This window comes from Anoxybacillus ayderensis (assembly GCF_013761015.1).
GTDB classification, from domain to species: domain Bacteria; phylum Bacillota; class Bacilli; order Bacillales; family Anoxybacillaceae; genus Anoxybacillus; species Anoxybacillus ayderensis.
Genome location: NZ_JACDUV010000004.1, coordinates 171,120 through 192,656, shown reverse-complemented (window position 1 = coordinate 192,656; position 21,537 = coordinate 171,120). Strand labels below are relative to the sequence as shown.

General features: G+C 41.9%; 17 protein-coding genes and 1 other annotated feature. Of the genes, 1 reads left to right on the top strand and 16 read right to left on the bottom strand.

Annotated features, from left to right (window positions below):
- Positions 1–19: 19 nt before the first annotated feature.
- The 9 genes from polX to msrA form a co-directional block, all read right to left on the bottom strand.
- Positions 20–1,729: a DNA polymerase/3'-5' exonuclease PolX gene (gene polX, locus HNR63_RS07590; protein ID WP_181520339.1), complete on the bottom strand. Its 1,710-nt coding sequence runs from the start codon at positions 1,727–1,729 to the stop codon at positions 20–22.
- Positions 1,730–1,778: 49 nt separating this feature from the next.
- A complete protein-coding gene (locus tag HNR63_RS07585; RefSeq protein WP_181520338.1) occupies positions 1,779–2,318 on the bottom strand; it encodes a CvpA family protein in 540 nt (179 codons plus the stop codon).
- Positions 2,311–2,586, bottom strand: a complete 276-nt coding sequence (gene zapA / locus HNR63_RS07580) for a cell division protein ZapA (RefSeq protein WP_181520337.1) — start codon at positions 2,584–2,586, stop codon at positions 2,311–2,313. The genes HNR63_RS07585 and zapA overlap by 8 nt, the downstream gene beginning before the upstream one ends.
- Before the next feature lie 364 nt (positions 2,587–2,950).
- The gene (locus HNR63_RS07575; RefSeq protein ID WP_181520336.1) at positions 2,951–6,073 is read right to left on the bottom strand and encodes an efflux RND transporter permease subunit; all 3,123 of its coding nucleotides are present in this window, start codon (positions 6,071–6,073) and stop codon (positions 2,951–2,953) included.
- Positions 6,070–6,516: a MarR family winged helix-turn-helix transcriptional regulator gene (locus HNR63_RS07570; RefSeq protein WP_181520335.1), complete on the bottom strand. Its 447-nt coding sequence runs from the start codon at positions 6,514–6,516 to the stop codon at positions 6,070–6,072. The genes HNR63_RS07575 and HNR63_RS07570 overlap by 4 nt, the downstream gene beginning before the upstream one ends.
- 663 nt (positions 6,517–7,179) lie before the next feature.
- Entirely contained in the window at positions 7,180–9,594 is a 2,415-nt protein-coding gene (gene pheT / locus HNR63_RS07565) for a phenylalanine--tRNA ligase subunit beta (RefSeq protein ID WP_181520334.1), read from the bottom strand.
- Between the two features lie 15 nt (positions 9,595–9,609).
- The gene (gene pheS, locus HNR63_RS07560) at positions 9,610–10,644 is read right to left on the bottom strand and encodes a phenylalanine--tRNA ligase subunit alpha (RefSeq protein WP_181520333.1); all 1,035 of its coding nucleotides are present in this window, start codon (positions 10,642–10,644) and stop codon (positions 9,610–9,612) included.
- A 46-nt stretch (positions 10,645–10,690) separates the two neighbouring features.
- Positions 10,691–10,926: a binding site (T-box leader), on the bottom strand.
- Positions 10,927–10,995: 69 nt separating this feature from the next.
- Positions 10,996–11,748, bottom strand: a complete 753-nt coding sequence (locus HNR63_RS07555) for a TrmH family RNA methyltransferase (protein WP_181520332.1) — start codon at positions 11,746–11,748, stop codon at positions 10,996–10,998.
- Positions 11,745–12,269, bottom strand: coding sequence for a peptide-methionine (S)-S-oxide reductase MsrA (msrA, locus tag HNR63_RS07550; RefSeq protein ID WP_042534097.1), 525 nt, complete (start codon positions 12,267–12,269; stop codon positions 11,745–11,747). The genes HNR63_RS07555 and msrA overlap by 4 nt, the downstream gene beginning before the upstream one ends.
- A gap of 83 nt (positions 12,270–12,352) precedes the next feature.
- On the opposite strand from msrA, the gene sspI reads away from it, so the two are divergent.
- Positions 12,353–12,562: a small acid-soluble spore protein SspI gene (sspI, locus tag HNR63_RS07545; protein ID WP_019416728.1), complete on the top strand. Its 210-nt coding sequence runs from the start codon at positions 12,353–12,355 to the stop codon at positions 12,560–12,562.
- A 15-nt stretch (positions 12,563–12,577) separates the two neighbouring features.
- On the opposite strand, the gene HNR63_RS07540 is transcribed toward sspI, so the two are convergent.
- From HNR63_RS07540 to mglC, 7 genes are all read right to left on the bottom strand, one after another.
- On the bottom strand, positions 12,578–13,633 hold the full coding sequence (locus tag HNR63_RS07540; RefSeq protein ID WP_181520331.1) for an aldose epimerase family protein: 1,056 nt from the start codon (positions 13,631–13,633) through the stop codon (positions 12,578–12,580).
- Between the two features lie 53 nt (positions 13,634–13,686).
- Positions 13,687–14,706, bottom strand: coding sequence for a LacI family DNA-binding transcriptional regulator (locus tag HNR63_RS07535; RefSeq protein WP_181520330.1), 1,020 nt, complete (start codon positions 14,704–14,706; stop codon positions 13,687–13,689).
- Positions 14,707–14,728: 22 nt separating this feature from the next.
- Complete coding sequence (locus HNR63_RS07530) at positions 14,729–16,672, bottom strand: beta-galactosidase (protein ID WP_181520329.1); 1,944 nt, start codon at positions 16,670–16,672, stop codon at positions 14,729–14,731.
- Between the two features lie 16 nt (positions 16,673–16,688).
- Entirely contained in the window at positions 16,689–18,200 is a 1,512-nt protein-coding gene (gene galT, locus HNR63_RS07525; protein WP_181520328.1) for a UDP-glucose--hexose-1-phosphate uridylyltransferase, read from the bottom strand.
- Positions 18,201–18,203: 3 nt separating this feature from the next.
- Positions 18,204–19,190, bottom strand: a complete 987-nt coding sequence (gene galE, locus HNR63_RS07520) for a UDP-glucose 4-epimerase GalE (RefSeq protein WP_181520327.1) — start codon at positions 19,188–19,190, stop codon at positions 18,204–18,206.
- Entirely contained in the window at positions 19,187–20,368 is a 1,182-nt protein-coding gene (locus HNR63_RS07515; protein ID WP_181520326.1) for a galactokinase, read from the bottom strand. The genes galE and HNR63_RS07515 overlap by 4 nt, the downstream gene beginning before the upstream one ends.
- 149 nt (positions 20,369–20,517) lie before the next feature.
- Positions 20,518–21,537, bottom strand: a complete 1,020-nt coding sequence (gene mglC / locus HNR63_RS07510; RefSeq protein ID WP_181520325.1) for a galactose/methyl galactoside ABC transporter permease MglC — start codon at positions 21,535–21,537, stop codon at positions 20,518–20,520.

The window sequence follows — 21,537 nt, the reverse complement described above, 5'->3', positions numbered from 1 at the left end:
CGAGTAACCCTCCTGCTGTTTATTTTCGTAAAAAAGACATGAGTTGGTCGACATCCCATGTATTGATGACCGTCTCTTTTCGAATCCACCCTTTCCGTGCGAATGCAACACCGAGCTCCATATCATCGAGCATACGAATATTGTGCGCATCTGTGTTAATTGCAATTTTAACACCGAGTTGCTGCGCTTTTTGTAAATAGGTGTACGTTAAATCGAGACGATGTGGATTTGCATTTAGTTCTAGCACCGTATTTGTTTCTTTCGCAAGCTGTAACAATTCATCTATGTTTACAGCGTATCCGCTTCGCTCGCCAATTAACCGCCCAGTCGGATGAGCAATCATATGAACGTATGGATTCATTAGCGCTTCTTTTAGACGTTTCATTATCGTTTCTTCTCGTTGTGAAAAAGCGGAATGAATGGAAGCGATGACAAAGTCAACGGTTTGTAATATATCATCAGAAAAATCTAACGTTCCATCTGGTAAAATATCCATTTCAATGCCAGATAAAATAACAAAGTCATCGTATTGTTCGTTCAGGCGAGCAATTTCTTCTTGTTGCCGTTTTAATCGTTCAACAGTTAACCCATTGGCTACTTTTAAAAACTGCGAATGATCGGTAATCGCCATATAACGATACCCTTTTTTCCGGCATGCTTCCGCCATTTGCTGAATCGAAAACGCACCGTCGCTCCATGTCGTATGCATATGTAAATCGCCGCGTATATCGGCTAAAGAAAGGAGCGGCGTTCCGTCATATTCATCGACTTCTTGTCCACTTTCACGCAGTTCTGGAGGAATAAACGGCAAATGAAAATGAGCAAAAAATTGCTCTTCTGTCGCAAACGTTTTCACTTCACCTGTTTGTATATGCTCCACGCCGTACTCGCTAATTTTTTCACCACGTTCTTTCGCTAACTGACGCATGCGCACGTTATGATCTTTTGAACCAGTAAAATGATGAAGCGTCGTAGCAAAATGTTCAGGAGAAACGATGCGGAAATCAACATTGACAACATACTCATACTTTAATTGTAACGATACTTTCGTGTCACCGTTCGCAACAACGTCATGAATATGTTCAAGTTGCAACAACTGCTCACGAACAAGCGAATGATCGTTTGTTGCAATAATAAAGTCTAAATCTTTTATCGTCTCGCATACACGGCGCAAACTGCCCGCGCGCGAAAACTGAACAATCCCTTCCATCTTCGCAAGCTGACGTTCGACGTCTAAAGCCACTTCAAGCATGAATGCAATCGGCAACCGCTCAGGACGCGCATAGAGATTAGCGAGTGCGGCTAAAATGTTTTCTTCTGTTTTTGCGCCGAAACCGCTTAATTGTCGCACTCGTTGAGCTAAACATGCCTCTTTTAATGTTTCGATATCGGTCACACGTAGCTCATGATACAGCTTAGCAATTTTTTTCCCGCCAAGTCCCGGCAATTTTAAAAGCGAAAACAATCCCTCAGGAATTTCTTTTTTTAACTGTTCAAGCACATCGCTCGTCCCTGTCTGCAGCCATTGTTGTAAAACGGCCGCGGTTCCTTTCCCGATGCCTGCAATCGATGTAAAATCGGCAATATGTGTTAAGGCGCGTTCATCTCGCTCTAACGCTGAAGCTGCTTTGCGAAAGGCGGACACTTTAAACGGATTTTCTCCTTTGATCTCCATATATAAAGCGATTGTTTCAAGCAAACGAATCGCTTCTTTTTTACTTTTCTCCATTTCATTCCCTTCCTTTCGACGAAAAAACTTCTCTCAAACGGAGAAGTTTTTACGCCATATATTGCACGAGCATATGCTTCACAAAGTCGGATAAAATCGGTGTATGTTTGACGATCAAACTAGCGATCAATGAGTCGTGGAGCGGTTGTTGAATGGCAGACACAGGAACAAGGGCACTCACGTATAAAAGCACGAATAAAAGCAAATACACTTCCATAAACCCAAGCGCCCCGCCTGCCCAACGGTTTACGCTTTTTAGAAGCGGCAACTGTGCGACGAAGTCTAACATTGAACCGATCACTTGCATGACGATTTTCGTAGCAAAAAACAAAACAGCAAATGCAATCGCACGATAATATGCCTCATCTAAATTTGTGCTTTCAATGAGCAATTTCATCGTCTCACCGTCGCCGAAGCTCGGATACGGCACCCACAACTTCAGCCGTGGCGCTAGTTGGTCGTAATATTTATACGCAACGATAAACGCGATAAAAAAACCTGTCATATGAATAAATTGCAAAATAAATCCTCGTTTCAATCCAATCATTAGTCCCATGAGAAGGATGAAACAAATGAGCAAATCAATCATCGCTGTCATCATCCTTTTCTTTATTCATTTTTCGCAAAAGACGATCGTATTCATCTTTTAGTTTAATATATTCATGAACGATATTGACAGCCGTTAGTACGGCGAGCTTACTCGTATCAAGCGTCGGATTTTTCGCACTAATTTCACGCATTTTGTCATCAACAATTGACGCAACGAGACGAATGTGACTTGAACTTTCTGTTCCGACGATCGAATATTGTTGCCCGTATATATCTACTGTAATGCGCGTTTTTGGCTGCTCCTTCAAACCGTTTCCCCCATTCAGCCGATCTCCCGTTTCGGCAAAATTCTACCTTTTATCTTACCACGATTTGCAGATATATCAACTACCCAACGACTAAAGTCGTGGGCTTGCAACTCCCCAGAAGTGCAAGCGGACGGTGTCCTCCTTCCTTCATTTGGGGTTGCATCAGGGCAGGTTGACAACTACCCAACAACAAAAGTCATGCTTTTGTTGTTTCTTCAACGATGTAACATATCTCGTTCCACATTTCCTTTGCGTGAAAAAATCCAATCGTTTAGTTCAGACATATTCATTTTTCTCACTTCGTTTCACTCCAGAAACTATTTTTACATTATATCACAAAAAAAGCGGGCATCGACACCCGCTCTTACTTCATAAATGGCCACCAATTCGCCCGTCCAAACGTTTTCGCCATCACCGGAATAAATAACGGCAAAACGATCAGCGCATATAAGAAAAGGCCTGTTAAAATAATCGTCGCAATTTGCAAGAGTGATAGCACACCCGATGGATACATCGCCGCAAACGTTCCTCCTAAAATGACCGCTGCGGAAATAATGACTGTTCCCATGTGACGCATCGCTTCAAGCATCGCTTCTTGAACGGTTTTGTCACGATATTCATTAAAGCGGTCCATTAAGAAAATGCTATAGTCAATGCCAAGCGCCATTAAAATAACGAACGCAAAAAACGGAACAGCCCAGCTCACCCCTTCATAGCCAAGCATATTGACAAATACAAGTTCAGTGAATGCCATCGACGTATAATACGTTAAAATAAGCGATAACATTAAGTACGCAGGCATAATGAACGAACGAAGTAGGACAATTAAAATGATCGCAATACCTATAAGCATAAATAATGACGTGCGCGCATAATCGTCAGCAGAAATGTCGCGTAAATCTGAGTATATGCTTGTCACGCCACCAACGCCTACTTTCGCATGCTCAAGTTTCGTACCGTTCACTGCCCGAGCGATCGCTTCTTTCACTTCTGCGATTTTTTCCATCGTTTCCGTTTCATATGGATTGGACGAAAAAACAACGTCGAACGTCACTACTTTTCCTTCTTTCGACATATACGCTTCCTTCGCCTGCGCAAATTCCTTGCTCGTCAACAATTGTGGTGGCATATACCACCCTGCCATTTCTTCATCTGGCGCATTCGCTAAGTTAGAAACGTACTGTTTTGCGGACTGTAATCCATTTTCTACTTGTCGCAATCCATCGACGCTTTGATTTAATCCTGAGATGAGTTGATCTATTTGACCATTAAGTTGTGAAAAACCTGTAAGCAATTGCTGTTGTCCTTCATTTACTTTCGCTAGTCCATTTGTCACTTCTGGCAGTCGTTGAACAATTTGTCCTTGCCCATCTGCCGCTTGCTCTAATCCTAAGCGAAGCTTTCTAAGTCCAACGATGACTTCATCCATTCCATTCATGAGTGCTTTTTGTCCATTTGTGACTGTCGCAAACGATTCATTCGCCTGCTGCAAACCGAGCTGAATCCGTTGTAGCGCATCATTCACTTGAACAAACGCATGAGAGAGTGTATTCATTTGCACACTGATTTGTTCAATCGCTTGCTTCACATATGTATACTCCGCATCTTCACGCAAACCCGCATGCCGTTCTTCCACGCGATTCAGCGACTGAGAAAGAAGTGGCAATTGTTTCGAAATCGCAGTAAGTCCTGCTTCCATTTGTTTATATTGTTCGCTTAGTTGACGCAACCCGCCCGTTGCTTGCTCATATCCGTTTCGCAACTCATTCGCTCCATCATGCAGCTTTTTCATATTCGTTTGTATCGTCTGCAATCCTTTTTCTAAATCAGCTGCACCGAGCGCTCCGCTTCGCACGCCATCTTCTAATTGCTTCAATGCTTGTTGTAAATCGTTCATTCCCGTTTTCAACTTCGTCGTTCCGTTGACGAGTTCACGAATGCCGCCCGTCGCCTGCTCTAGTTTCGGGGCTGACTTCACCATTTCGCTGCTCGCTTCGCTTAAACCGGAACGAATTTGTCCGATGCCGTCTGCTCCTTTTCCTAATCCATCTTTTAACTGTTCGGCTTGCTTTGTCACAAACAATTGATCGATCGGCTCTCCAAGCGGGCGCGTCACCGAACGAACAGCATCCACACCATCAATATTTGCCACTTCACGGCTAATTTTTTCTATTAAATAGTAATATTGCTCGTCATTCATCGCTTCGTCGTTTTTCATGACGATTTTCGTAGGCATCGCTTCTCCTTCGCTAAAGTGAGAAGAAATGATGTTGAACGCTTTGACGGAAGGATATCGATCGCCAATTTCCTCCATTGAGTTAAAGGAAAGTTTGCCATCATACGTCAATAAAATCGGCAATGTGATGATCGCGACAATCGCAAGCGCCCATAGTGGTCGTGCGAAAGAAAAGCGACCTGCCACATCCCATAATTTACTTGGTTTATGTTCAAGCGCACCTTTCATCGGCCAAAACAGCTTTTCGCCAAGTGTAACCATAAAAAACGGCACAAGCGTAACAAGCGCAACAAGTAACACAACGACACCAACTGCGACGGCTGAGGCGGATTGATATAATTTAAACGTCGATAATCCAATCGATGCAAAGCCGATCATCACCGCCAGTCCGCTAAAAATCACCGTTTTTCCTGCTGTTTTATATGTCGCAATAATCGCTTCTGTCCGATCTTCTCGTTTCGCTAGTTCTTCTTTAAAACGGCTAAGCAATAAAATGCAATAGTCTGTGCCAATCCCGAATAAAACGGCAACTAAAAACGTTTGCGTAAATGTAGAAAGCGGAAAATCGACGCGGTCAACGAGAAAGGCGACAATCGATTGCGACACAACATACGTCAATCCGACCGTTAACAACGGTACAAACGGAGCAACAAGCGAACGGAACACAAGAAATAAAACAACTAAAATAAAAACAACGGTAATGCCTTCTGTTTTTTTCAACCCTTCTTGTGAACTTTGCACGACATCTTCATCGATCATCCAACTACCTGTGTAATAGTGCGGCACATCAATATGCTTGATCGCCTCATAAAGCGCTGTGCTTATTTCTTTTGCTGTACGTTTGTTTCGTTCTAATTGAAGCGAAATGAGTGCCGTTGTTTCATCTTTTGAAACGAGCTTTTCTTTTAGCGAGCTGTCATCAAGTGGCGAAACGATTTGCATTAAACCGAGCGATTCTTTTTTCATTTGCAGTTGTTCGACAGCCTTCTCTATTTCGTTCCAATCCTTTTCTTGTAATCTTTCTTTTCGATGGAAGACGAGAACAGCGCTCATTTCCCCTTCTTTCTTTTCTTGTTTTTGTACTTCTGTTAGTAGCTCGCTGGCAAGCGAAGACGAATAGCCGTCTGGAACGGTAATTTGCCCTTTTTCACGCACAAGTTCCCCCATATTCGGTGCAGTCATCATCAGTACGACGGCTGCTAAAATCCAGAGAAGCAAAACGGCCCACTTTCCGCGAATGATCGCTTTCATTTGCTTTCCCCCATTTCTTGTAAAATCATCGCTAGCTTTTCATACGTTTGAATAAACTGTTCAATTTCTTCATGTGAAAGTTTCGTCATAATTGCTTCCACAAGTTCATACACATTTTGTTCTGTTTCTTCAAGCCATTTCCTTCCCTTTTCCGTCAGCGAAAGCGCAATAACACGACGGTCGTCTCCCCCTCTCCCTCGTTCAATCATTCCTTTCTCAACAAGACGATTTGTCATCGCGGTAATGGCGCTTTTATTCACCGCAAACACGTCCGCCAATTCCGTTGATGTGCACACCCCTCGCTTATATATGTAGCGCAATACATAATATTGATCGTGCGTCACATCATCTAACTCACATTTCATCAGCGCCGCCCCTCGTTTATTGACAAGAAACGAAACGGATAAATAGCGCTCAATCAATTGTTGTATGCTTCGCTCCACCGCTCGATGCCTCCTATCCAAATAGTTCAATTGTTTAACTATTTAATAATATAACTATGAAATACAAAACGGTCAATGATGAAGTGATGTATGATATGGTTCTGTTTTTTAATTCAATCGTAAAAATATATTAAAAAATTTCCATAAAATCCGCGTGGTGCTAATTGAGCTCTAGCTCTCAACTAACACCACAGGTTAATGAATTACTTAAAGATAACTATTCAGTCCAACTTGTCGACAAAATCGACAAGCTAAACATTTCACTAAGTTGAAATATTTAATGTGTTGCCAAGTAACCGTACGCAAATACAAAAATAAAAATAAAGGTTAGCAGAACACCTAATATTGTTTGATTGTGTGTATTTTCATTACTGTTTAATCTTTTTAAAAAAATCGTGAAATTTAAAAACCATAAAGAACCAATTATCGGTAGAGTAATTAGGTATAGAAACTCCATTTTAAACCTCCTTGTATATTTTTCCTATCCAACCTCATTATACCTCCATTTTCTCACTCTTTCACCGCCAACTTGTGTCGGAACCCCGCCATTTTTTGACGGTGCGCCCGCCAATTTTGGCGGACTAGACAAAAAACGCTCTCACCGATTCGACGAAGACATAAAAACCCCCATCCAATGCTCGTGCATCAGATAGGGGATTCGTTTTACCCACGCAATGTGGCGCCGAATTGTTGTTCAACAGCTTTAATCACTTGTTCGTGAACGTTTGTTACTTCTTCATCCGTTAACGTCCGCTCTGGGTCGTAGTAACGGAGCGCAAAGGCAATTGATTTTTTGCCTTCTGGGAGGCGGTCTCCTTTGTAGACGTCGAAAATCGATACGTCTTTTAATAGTTCACCGCCTGCTTCGATAATCGCTTTTTGCAACTCACCCGCGACGACATGTTCATCGACGACGAGCGCAATATCGCGCGTAATGGATGGGAAGCGTGGAATCGCGGTATAGCGAATGTTGTCTACTTCCGCTTTCAGTAACACTTCAAGGTCTAGTTCAAACACATACGTTTCTTTTAAATCAAATTGTTTTTGTACGATCGGATGTAGCTGACCGATAAAACCAATTGTTTTGCCGTCTAGCAACATATCGGCTGTGCGCCCTGGATGAAGGTGCTCGCGTTTTGCTTGCTTGTATTCCACGCGGTTTTCTAATCCTAGCAACGCAAACAAACCATCTAAAATCCCTTTTGCGACATAAAAATCAACCGCTTTTTTCTCTCCTTGCCACAAATGCGTATGCCATACTCCTGTCAAGACGCCGGCTAACCGCTCTTTTTCGTTTGGCAGTTCGTGCTCGCCGTTAGCTAAGTATACCGAGCCGATTTCGTATAGCGCGACGTTTTCGACTTGGCGAGCGCGGTTGTAGCTTGCCGCTTCCAATAAGTGCGGCACTAAGCTTTGTCGCAAGACGCTGCGTTCTTCGCTCATTGGAAGAGCAAGACGGATCGGTTCCGCCGTTTCAAGCGCAAACATCGTCGCTTTCGCCTCGTTCGTGAGCGAGTACGTAATCGCTTGGAATAAGCCCGCATCTTCTAAATAACGGCGTACTTTGCGGCGCTTTGCTTGATATGGGGTGAGTTTCCCTGGCTTTGCTTCCCCGACTGGAAGAGTTGCCGGCAAGTTGTCATACCCATAAAGACGCGCCACTTCTTCAATGATGTCTTCTTCAATCGCAATATCGCGACGACGCGATGGAACAGTAATCGTAAACGTTCCGTTCTCTTCTGTGAACGTAAATTGCAAGTTTGTTAAAATGCCTGCGACTTCTTCTTTCGTAATTGTTGTGCCAAGCACGTTATTGATACGGTCTAATGTAATCGTGACAACGACATCTTTTCGTTGCAGTGTGTTCACTTCCACAACGCCGCCAACGACTTCGCCGCCAGCATATTCCGCCATCAATGCCGCTGCACGATCAAGCGCTTCTTTCGTGCGCGCTGGGTCGATGCCTTTTTCAAACCGTGTGCTCGACTCGCTGCGCAATCCGTGATCTTTGACCGCTTGGCGAATCGTTGCTCCGTTAAAATATGCCGCTTCAATAAATACGTTTACTGTTTCATCACATACTTCCGAGTTCGCACCGCCCATCACACCAGCTAAAGCAACAGGCTCTTTGCCGTTTGTAATGACAAGATGTTCTTCTGTGAGCGTGCGCTCTACATCATCAAGCGTCACGATTGTTTCACCGGCTTTTGCGCGGCGAACGACAATTTCTTTTGAACCGAGGCGATCGTAGTCAAACGCATGAAGCGGCTGACCGTACTCAAGTAAAACGTAGTTCGTAATATCAACGACATTATTATGTGGGCGAATGCCGGCCGCCATTAAACGCGCTTGCATCCAAAGAGGGGATGGACCAATTTTCACGTTTTTCACAATACGTCCCGCATATAACGGATTGTCTTCTGGCGTATCGACGCGCATAGAAATATAATCATGAACGCTTTCGCTGTTTTCGTGAAGTTCGATTGTCGGTAGCTTTACGCTCCGTCCTAAAATAGCCGCTACTTCATAAGCAACGCCAATCATACTTAAGCAATCAGCACGGTTTGGCGTTAAACTAAGTTCTAACACTTCGTCATCTAAGTAAAGTAGTTCTAGCGCATCAGCTCCGACCGGCGCATCGCTTGGGAAAACGAAAATGCCGTCGGCGTATTCTTTCGGCACTAATTTTGACTCCACGCCAAGTTCTTGCAACGAACAAATCATGCCGTTCGATTCCTCACCGCGCAATTTGGCGCGTTTAATTTTAAAGTTGCCAGGCAATACAGCTCCTACTTTAGCAACGGCAACCTTTTGTCCTTTTGCGACGTTCGGTGCCCCGCAAATAATTTGCACCGGCTCTCCTTCACCGATATCAACGAAACATTTGCTTAATTTATCAGCATTCGGATGTTGTTCACGCTCAAGTACATGTCCGATGACGACACCTTGTATTCCTTTATTGCGCACCTCAACACTTTCCACTTCAATGCCTGCTTTTGTGATGCGATCAGCCAATTCTTTTGCGGTAATGCCTGTTAAATCGACATATTGTTGTAGCCATTTATATGAAACAAACATCGTTCCAACCTCCTTTTACACCCGACTAAATTGTTGTAAGAAACGAACATCGTTTTGATAAAAATGACGAATATCATCAATGCCGTACTTCAACATCGCAATACGCTCTGGCCCCATCCCGAACGCAAAGCCTGTATATTTTTTTGAATCAAATCCCGCCATCTCCAGCACGTTCGGATGAACCATCCCAGCACCTAAAATTTCAATCCAACCTGTTCCTTTACATACGCTGCAACCGTGTCCACCGCAATTGGCACATGAAACATCTACTTCAACAGACGGCTCAGTAAATGGGAAAAAGCTCGGGCGGAAACGAATGTCGCGGTCTTCACCAAACATTTTGCGAGCAAACTCGCGCAACGTTCCTTTTAAGTCGCTCATGCGAATATGTTCATCGACGACAAGCCCTTCAATTTGCGTAAATTGATGCGAATGTGTCGCATCGTCGTTGTCGCGACGATATACTTTTCCCGGGCAAATGATTTTTACTGGACCGCGTCCTTGATGTTTTTCCATCGTGCGCGCTTGCACAGGTGACGTATGCGTGCGCAATAAAATTTCCTCTGTAATATAAAAGGAATCTTGCATATCGCGCGCTGGATGACCTTTTGGCAAATTGAGCGCTTCAAAGTTGTAATAGTCTTTTTCGACTTCCGGTCCTTCAGCAATCGTATAGCCCATGCCGATAAATAAATCTTCAATTTCTTCAATGACGCGCGTTAACGGATGATGATTGCCGCGTCTAATCGGACGTCCTGGAAGTGTCACGTCAATCGCTTCCGCCGCTAGTTTTTTCTCGACTTCTGCTTGTTCAAGGGTTGCTTGCTTTGCTTCAAGCGCTGTTTGAATCACTTCGCGCACTTCGTTCACAAGCGCTCCCATGACAGGACGCTCTTCAGGAGACAATGCTCCCATGCCGCGCAGCACTTCTGTAATTGGACCTTTTTTACCGAGATATGCGACGCGCACGTCATTGAGCGCTTTTAAATCGTTTGCCTGTTCAATTTTTTCAAGTGCTTCTTGTTGAAGCTGTTGTAACCGCTCCTTCATAAAAACCCTCCTCTGATCGATATAAATAAAAAAACTCGCCCCTAATATAAGGGACGAGTGCACCCGCGGTACCACCCTTGTTAGCTATGCCGTTCGCATAGCTCACTTCATTAAGATAACGGTTTACACCGGAACGCCTTTACATTTTGCATGTGCAAAATGGTCCAAGCGCCAACTCCCGAGGTGAATTCACTTGCTTCTACCATAAAAACGCTCGCAGTCTATGGCGTTTTCTCCCTGAATGGCGATCGGCAAGCTACTCTTCTCGATCATCGTCTTTTCATCATGAAATTCTTCATTTATTATAAGCAAATGTGCCATCAGGTGCAAGGCAATCATGTAAGCATACGTTTATTTTTTCTGTAAATGATACAGTAAAATGCCTGTCGCAATGGCGACGTTTAATGATTCCGCTTTCCCGTAAATCGGCACGTATAAGTTCGTTGTCGTCTGTTTTAGCCATTGCTCATTCACTCCGCTTCCTTCGTTGCCAACAATTAATGCAAACGATGACGAAGGAGCGACAGAACGATAGTCTACCCCATGTTGAAGCGATGTGCCATAAATAGGAATATGCCTATTTTGAAAGCGGGCGATCCATTGCCCGATATCTTCTTTTATAACAGGGAAATGAAACAGTGAGCCTTGCGTGGCACGAATGACTTTTGCGTTGTATATATCTGCGCTTCCCTCACCAACAACAACGACGTCTACTCCTGCGGCATCTGCGGTGCGAATGATCGTCCCGACATTCCCCGGATCTTGAACGGCATCAATGAACAACGCGGTTTGTACATCGTCGACGTTCCAATGCAATTGTTTGCATACCGCTGCGATGCCTTGCGGTGTTTCCGTGTCGCTAATTGTTTTCATCACGTCATTTGTCACGATCGTCATCGGAATGTGTGCAACGTTCCAGCTTGCGGGAATAATCGCATGCTCCGCAACAATCAGTTCTTCGATATGAACGCCACTTTTGATTGCCTCTTCGACTAAATGAAATCCTTCAATGAGAAACAACCCGGTTTTGTCGCGCTCTTTTTTCGTTGAAAGTTTTTTCCATTGCTTCACTCGCTCATTTTTTGTTGATTCAATTCGTTTCACTCGTTGTTCCCCCAATGTTTCGCAATAAATTCATCGCGACCTGAGGCAGCGCGGTCTTCTTTATAATGTTTCGGATTTTTTTTATGGTAATTTTGATGATAGTCTTCTGCTGGATAAAACGTTGTCGCAGGTAAAATTTTTGTCACAATCGGTTTTGAAAAACGTCCGCTTTCTTCGAGTTGTTTTTTCGATTGCTCCGCTAATGTTTTTTGTCGCTCATTATGATAAAAAATAGCTGTTCGATATTGCGGACCACGATCATGAAATTGCCCGCCATCATCCGTCGGATCAATTTGACACCAATATAACTCTAACAATTTTTCGTACGGAAATACATCTGGATCGAACGTAATTTGTACGGCTTCGTAATGTCCTGTCGTCCCTGTTTTCACTTGTTCATATGTCGGATGTTCGACATGACCGCCGGTGTATCCAGAAACAATGCCATAAATGCCATCAAGTTCTTCAAACGGAGTGACCATGCACCAAAAACAACCTCCAGCAAATGTCGCTTTTTCCATCTTTCTCTCTCCTCTTTGATGAATAGTAGTTACCATTATAGCAAAAACTACGTACGCAATACATAAAGAATGGAGTGAGTCAAATGGATTTTAATTTACGTGGTGCCGTGATGGCAAACGTCGCAAACAGCTCAAAAGACCAATTAGAACATACGATCGTCGATGCGATTCAACAAGGGGAAGAAAAATATTTGCCTGGTCTTGGTGTCTTATTTGAAGCATTATGGAATCACGCAACAGATGAACAAAAACAATCGATGCTTGCCACATTAGAAGAAGCAGTAAAAAAATAGCCTTCCATGCGAAGGCTATTTTCCATCAACAACACGAAACTTATATTTTGTCGTCGATGAGTATACTTCTCCCGCACGCAATATACAAGACGGGAAATGAGCATAATGCACGGCATTTGGCAATGCTTGCGTCTCCAAGCAAATCCCTAAATATTTTCGCGATGGTACACCGTCCATCTTTTCTTCATGAGGAAGGTGATTTCCTGTATATACGACGACACCAACTTCATCGGTTTCAACAATCAATATCCGCCCGCTCTCTCTATCACATAAAACAATTTCTTCATCATGATGGGCGTTTAACACAAATGGATGGTCATATCCTTGCCCGACTAAAACAATTTGCGGATCTGTTGAATCGATTACTTCTTTTAGCACTTTTCCTCGGCGCAAGTCAAAAGGTGTACCCGCTACATCTTTTATTTCTCCAGTCGGGATAAATTCATGATCTAACGGTAAAAAGCGATCACTTTTTATTTTTAATTCATGTTGCAAAATATCTCTTTTTACGTTACCGCTTAAATTAAAGTACGTATGGTTCGTTAATGTAAACGGTGTGTCTTGATCGGAAACGGCATGGTAAGAAATTATGAGTTCGTTTTGATTATTCAACGTATATGTCACTTGAACGTCGACATTTCCCGGATATCCTTCTTCCCCATCAACACTTCGATGGGAAAAACGCACACCGACTTCTTCTTTTTTTGAGAACCCTGTTGCTTGCCAAATGACGTGATGAAATCCTTTTTTTCCACCGTGCAAGTGGTTTTTATGTTCATTTGCATGTAGCGTATATGCTTTTCCGTTTAACTGAAAAGAACTATTTTTTATTCTTCCGGCTACTCTCCCAATGACAGCTCCTAAATACGGACGGTTTGTCAAATAAGAAGAGAAGTTATCAAATGCTAAAACGACATTCTCCATGTTTCCGTTTTTATCAGGAACGAGTATGCTTGTAATGATACAACCGTAGTTTAAACAAGTGACTTCCATTCCATGATCATTTGTAAGCGTAAATGCAATAATCGGTTGACCGTTTATTTTTGTTCGTTGTTCTTGTACAAGTTTCATGTTTATTCCCCTTTTGATTGTTTTAAAAGAAATAGCTTTCGCCAAGGCGGAAGCTATTTCTTTACCGTATGAGCACAGCTGCTTTCTCTGACGACAAGTTTCGTTGGAACAACAATTTTTTTCGGAATGTCTCTTTTCGTTTGAATTTGTTCGACAAGCAATTCAACCGCTGTTTCTCCCATAAATTCTGTGTAAACTTGCACAGTGGACAATGGAGGCTGAACAAATTTTGATGTAGGGAGATCATTAAAACCGACCACTGTGATTTCATTCGGAACGTCAACTCCTGCTTCATGCAACGCCCGCAACGCTCCGATAGCCATCGAGTCGCTCGCAATAAAAAATGCAGTTGGCCGATTCGGCAGCTGAAGCGCTTGTTTCATTAACATATACCCATCCTCTGCAATAAAACGCCCTGTGAACACATATTCTGGAATAAACATACCACGTAAATATAAATATTCATAAAATGTACGCTCGCGCTCATCTTGAATTAAATGACCGTCATCAACATATTCACGCCCTCCAATATAGCCGATATGTTTATGACCGAGATCAATTAAATATTGAAGAACGCGAGCTGTCGCTTTTCGAAAATCAACAACGACCGAATCAAAGCGATCTTCATCAGGTGAATAGTCAACAAAAACGATATGGTCGGTAACAGATGCAAACAAATCAATCTCCTTCTTCCCAAACTTCCCGACCGCAATCATTCCGTCTAAACCTGTCAGCCATTCTGATTCATACGAGCCATCTTTTTTAAATAACTTGACTAACTCAATTTGGCGACGAAAACATTCCTTTTCAACACCAAGGCGAACAGCCATGTAGTATGGATCGTCAAGCTCTTGAGATTCCGAATACCAGTTCACAACACCAAAACGCAATCGGTCTTTTGCATTCATTTGATTGCGCTCCCTAGGTGTTTTATAGTTCAGCTCTTGGGCAATTTCAAAAATGCGCTTTCTTGTTTCATCCGAGACGGATAACGTTGTATCGTAGTTTAACACACGCGATACAGTGGCGACCGAAACCCCTGCTTTCTCGGCAATTTCCTTCAATGTAGCCATCGATGCCACCCCTTTATTTATGCTAAATTTTAACGATTTGACTATCATACGGTTTTAAAATCAAATCGCCAAATTGTTTTTCTTGATCGGTATGGTTTAAAACGAATATATACTCTCCATCTTCACATACACGTCGATATACTTCGACACCTTCCTCACTTTCTACATGCCATATACGATGTTTTTGCACAACGTCTTTGGCGAGATCATCAAGAACATGGCGATCTATTCCACCGCCAATATAATACACGTTCCCATCACCATATTCATTTTCAGTTATCGCAGCGAGAGGATAAAACGGATCGTCATATCGATATAATACATTAGCTGTTGTTGGTTCAAGCAAATCTCGCCACACAGAGCACATCGCCTTCTTACCTTGCCATCGTCCTTCACCGATGATTGGAACATGACGATATGCTAGAGATTCTACTTCGTGAATATGCGCACCGACAAGATCGCTGACGTGCGCAGGTAATACATGTTTAAAATGAATATTATTTTGTTTATTTTTTAGCCCTGTTCGGAAAGAAAATATAATTGTCCCGCCACGACGAGCAAACGTTTTCAACTTTTCCGCTAATTGTTCGTCAATGATTTGTAATACAGGAACGATAAGTACTTTATATGTTGAAAAATCACGCGACACAGGAATGACGTCGATGTTCGCATTTAAACGATAAAACGGCTCATATAGCCGAAGAAGTTCGGTTGTAAAATCAAACGCCTTGCTTTGTGGCTGAAAACGCCACGACCAAATGTTATCATAATCATATAAAACAGCAATATCGGCTTGAATAGGTGATTGTAACACATGTTCAAATGTCGGAATATGTGAAAAAACAGATTGCACTTCTTTATATTTCCTGCCTCGTATATTGCTATGGTCAACGATGCCATAACAAAATTGTTCTGCTCCTCGATCCATTCCTCGCCAGCTAAAATATAACATATTCGTACATCCATGAGCGAACGCTTGATACGACCACATTTTTGCTTGATTCGGTCGCGGTAAATACCCGATCATTTCATGTCCTTGAGCTCCCATTAACTCTTCGACAATCCAATAATTTTTTCCGAGCAATCCGCGATTAAAATCATGACTCATCGCAATCGCGGCAGGAGAAATCGGCTCATCTAGTCCTCCCCATACCGGATAGTTGTCATAAGACACGAAGTCCATGTGGCGCACATTTTCTTCGTGATCAAACCATTTATAAAAAAATCCGCCAGATACGTTTGTCGTTACTTGCTGATGGGAACCTTTATATTTTTTGACGATGTTTGTCATTTCATGAGCGAAACGATTGACTGAAAACGAACGAAAACGAGCCCAGTCTAACTGCAAAGACGGGTTATGCGTGGTGATGGTTTTTGTTGGCATTGGAATTTCTGAAAAATCATTATACGTCTGTCCCCAAAAAATTGTTCCATACGCTTCATTTAATGCGTCAATTTGTTTATATTTTTCTTTCAAAAATTGCTGAAACTCACGATGACACTGTTCGCAATAACACATATCGCTTCCTTCATGTCCAAATTCATTATCGATTTGCCAAGCAACGATCGCTTCCTCATCTTTGTAATGTTTAACAAGTTGTTCCGTTATATTAGCTGCATATGCGCGATACGTTTTCGAACTAAAACAATATTGTCGTCGTCCTCCAAAAACACGAGTACGTCCATATTCGTCTTTCGATAAAATATCTGGGTGCTTTTTTGCTAGCCATGCTGGAAACGTTGCGGTCGGCGTACCAAACATGATCGAAAGCCCGTGTTCTTTCAACTTTTTTACTACTTCATCAAAAAAAGAAAAGTCAATATTCCCCTCTGTCTTCTCCATCAAATGCCAAGAAAATTCCCCAATACGAACGATGTTAGCTCCAAGCTCTTTTATTCCTTGAATATCTTCATCGATCATTTCTTTTGGCCAGTATTCTGGATAGTAGTCCACCCCTACATACATGTTTTCTCCTCCACCTTTATCTATATTGTTCTTGAATATGACGAATAAAACGATGAAACGCTTCTTTTCCTTCTTCCGTTCGTTTAAATACGCCCGCATGTTCGAGCACTTGTTCAAATCGTTTTCCTACTTCTTCTTTTAATAGCTCATGTACATCATCGATGATCGCATGTCTCTCCATGATCTCTTGCACCCATTCCCAATGTTTCAATAGCGACGAATCCCATTGCTCTCTTCGTGTGTTATTTTTCATGTATGTTGCAATCGTCTCTAATTCATTCGCTAATCGACTAGGCAATACAGCTAATCCCATCACTTCAATTAAACCGATATTTTCTTTTTTAATATGATGCAATTCCTCATGTGGATGAAAAATGCCGTACGGATATTGCTCTGATGTGCGATTGTTTCTTAACACAATATCCATCTCGTACAATTCCTCGCGTCTACGAGCAATTGGCGTGACCGTATTATGCGGTACATCGTTTGTTTGTGCGTATATATTCGCTTTCGGATCGCTATATTTTTTCCATTCTTTGTAAATAAAGTCACTCACTTCTAACACATCTTGTTTTGTTCCTCGGATACGTATCACCGACATCGGCCAACGAATGACGCTCATTTGTACATGCGGATAAGCTGGAAGTGTGAATGAAAAATCGGATGAAGCTTTTTCAATCGCAAATGTATATTTTCCACCTTGAAAATGATCATGCGATAAAATCGATCCTCCTACAATAGGTAAATCAGCATTTGAGCCGATAAAGTAATGCGGAAATTGATCGACAAAATCAAGCAACCGTTCAAACGTTTTTCTCTCCATTTTCATCGGTACATGCTTATCACGCAGTACGATGCAATGTTCGTTGTAATAAACGTAAGGTGAATATTGAAAAAACCAACGTTCCCCACATAACTCAATAGGGATAATGCGATGGTTCGCTCGCGCAGGGTGTCGGATCGTTCCAGCATATCCTTCATTTTCAATACATAGCAAGCAGGAAGGATAATGTTGCTCTTTCGTCTCCTTCATGCGCGCAATATCACGAGGATCTTTTTCCGGCTTAGATAAGTTGATCGTTATATCCATATCCCCATATTTCGTTCGCACTTTCCATCGTCTATTTTTCATCACTCGGTCTACACGAATGTAATTGGATGCTTGACTAAGTTCATAAAACCAAGTTGTTGCTTCTTGCTTATTTCGTTTATATTTTTCATAAAACGTTTGAATAATCGTTGATGGACGTGCCACAAAACAATTCATGATTTCTGTATCAAATAAATCACGCTCTGTCACTGTCCTTCCAGCAAATCGCCCATGCGCTTCCGCCCAATTCATAATATGTTGTAAAATCGAAACAAGTGGACGATCGGAGGAGGGAGTAACTCCTACTTGTTTCCATTCGTCCAACTTTAACAAAGCGAGCAGTCGATTGCGCGTATAAATGACGTCTTCCTTTTCGATTAAATGATGATGGAGCGCATACTGAATTAGTGCTTCAATTTCTTCATAAATGTTTACCATCGTTTACACCTCTTCATATCCGTTCGGATTCGCTTGATGCCACTCCCATGCCGAAGCAATAATTTTCTCTATCGTTGTGTACATCGGCTTCCATCCGAGCTCGCGTTTCGCTTTTTCGGATGAAGCAACTAAGCGAGCAGGATCCCCAGGGCGTCTCGGCATCATTTTGGCGGGAATCGGATGCCCCGTGACACGACGTGCTGCTTCAACGACTTCTTTGACAGAAAAACCGTTGCCATTTCCTAAATTGTATATGTTACTTTCACTCCCCTTTCTTAGTTTTTCCACGGCTAACATATGAGCATCTACTAAATCTAATACGTGAATGTAATCGCGAATACAAGTACCGTCATATGTGTCGTAGTCATCTCCAAAAATATGAAACTCTTCTCGTTTTCCTAGCGGCACTTGCAAAATAAGGGGAATGACATGTGTCTCTGGGCGATGGTCTTCGCCAAGCATCGTTCCATACGCGCCAGCGACGTTGAAATATCGTAAAGAAATGTAGCGAATACCGTATGCGACGTTCGCCCATTTCATCATTTTTTCCATCGCTAGTTTTGTTTCACCATACGGACTTTCAGGATTCGTTTCATCTGTCTCTTGAATCGGAATTTGTTTTGGCTCCCCATACACCGCAGCCGTTGAGGAAAATACAATTTGTTTTACGCCATGTTCATTCATGACATGAAGCAACACTTCTGTTCCATAAACATTATTGTTGTAATAAGCTAATGGCTTTTTCACACTTTCTCCAACAAGGGAATGAGCCGCAAAATGAATCACTGTATCTATTTCATGCTTTTTAAATATGTCGCTTAAAAAGTGACGATCACGAATATCGCCCTCGTAAAAAAGGGCATCTGGGTGAACAGCTTTTCGATGCCCTGTTTGTAAATTATCAACAACAACAACTTGTTCTCCTTTTTCAACGAAACGATACACCGCATGACTCCCGATATATCCTGCCCCACCACAAATGAGAATCATCGCATGCTCTCCCCTTCTTTTGTCAGTTGTTTCGCCCCGTCACCAATTTTCGCTACGTAAAAACTTGGTGCATATCCTATTTCCATTTCATACATTTGCCCAACTTCTTCGATAAACGACGGAATATGATCGTCTTTTACAATGTTTACTGTACAACCGCCAAACCCTGCTCCTGTCATGCGCGCCCCAATCGTACCTTTATGTTTCCACGCTGCTTCCACGAGCGTATCTAACTCTTTTCCGGTCACTTCATAATCATCACGCAACGATTCATGTGATTGGCGCATGAGTTGTCCAAACGTATGCAAATCTCCTTGTTGTAAAGCAAAGGCAGCTTGTTTCGTCCGTTCATTTTCTGAAACGACATGACGCACTCGTTTTTGTTCTGTCGATGAAAGAATATGTGCATATTCGTTAAACTGCTCAGTCGTTAAATCGCTAAGAGAGTGAATGCTTACATAGCGCTTTAATTTGGCGAGTGCCTGTTCACATGTCGCACGTCGCTCATTGTATGCTGAATCGGCTAAACCTCGCTTTTTATTCGTATTTGCAATAACAATCGAGCAATCTTCTAAAGAAAGAGGCAAATATTCATACTGGAGCGTCTGGCAATCAAGCAACAGCGCATGCCCTGCTTTCCCCATTCCAACCGCAAATTGATCCATAATACCACAATTCACACCGATATATTCATTTTCGACTTTTTGACTGATTTTTACTAATTCCATCATCTCTATGTTTAGTTGAAACAACTCGTTTAACATGACGGCGGTCACAAGCTCAATAGAAGCAGAAGAAGATAACCCTGCCCCATTTGGAATGTTGCCATAGTATAAGACATCAATCCCCTTTTGAACATGTTTCGGCATAAGTGCTTGGATCATTCCTTTTGGATAATTCGCCCATCCATGACGCTCATCATAGGCAAGTTCTTCTTTTGTCATCGAAACAATTCCATCTTCATGAAAGTTTTTTGAATAGAGCCGAATCATCCCATCATCATTTAATCTGGCAACCGCATACGTTCCGATATGCAATGAACAAGGAAGCACATACCCTCCGTTATAATCTGTATGTTCACCGATTAAGTTGACACGCCCAGGGGCGAAGAAGATTTGAATTTCTTTACTGTTCTCATCAAAAAGATCAATAAAATCCGATTTTAAGTCTCCAGTCATTGCTTCTCCTCCTTAAACATCTTTATAGTAAATATTTTAGTTAATTTTTTAGTAAAAACAAGCGATTTTTACTATAAATCTAAGTTTGTTTTACATGTACAATAAAAGTGCCTCAGTCCTAACCGAGACACCTTTATCTATTTATCAAATTATTTCTTTTTGGCGTGTTTACGCATATCAAATGCTACCGCTAAAATGATTATTAAACCTTTCACAATAAATTGGATATAAGGGCTTACACCAAGAAAAGCCAGACCATAGTTAATAATTTGGAAAATTAAAACCCCTGCTATAACACCTGAAACTGTTCCAATACCTCCAGAAAGAGACACACCACCTACTACGCAAGCTGCAATTGCATCTAGCTCATACATATTTCCAGTATTATTCGTTGCACTACCTACCCGTCCAGCTTCTAATGTTCCTGAAAAACCATAAAGAATTCCTGCAATCGTATAAATAATAATAAGGTTTTTTGTAACATTTACCCCAGAAACTTTGGCAGCTTCTGGATTACCCCCGATCGCATACATATTTTTCCCTAATTCTGTTTTGTTCCAAATAACCCATATAACAATAGATACAATCACCGCATAAATAATGAGATAAGGAATTTCAGATTGTCCAATAGGTATCCCTTTTTGAGCGAATTTGATAAACTTTTCACTTAATCCACCAATTGGTTGAGCTCCATAAGGTGGACGATCGAAATAAATCGAAGTAATTCCATAGACTCCAATCATCATTCCTAACGTAGCAATAAAAGGGGGAACATGAAATTTCGATACAATAACACCATTTAATGCACCTAATAGCCCTGTAACAACCATCGCAATCAAAATAGGTATAAATAAAGGAAATTCTGGTAAGTTAGGGTACATTTTGTAAGCATAATCTGGTGCTTGTAAAAGAGAAGCAGAAATGACCGCCGCGAGTCCAACCATTCTCCCTGCTGATAAATCTGTACCTGCTGTAATTAGAATTCCCGCTACTCCTAGTGCAATAATGATACGTGAAGATGATTGACTTAGTATGTTAATTAAATTCGTAATCGATAAAAAGTCAGGAGATATAATTACAATTCCTGCCACAAGGAATATTAAAACGACGTATATAACATTATCCACAAGCCATTTCATCACAGCTGAGTTTTTTATATCTTGAGTCAT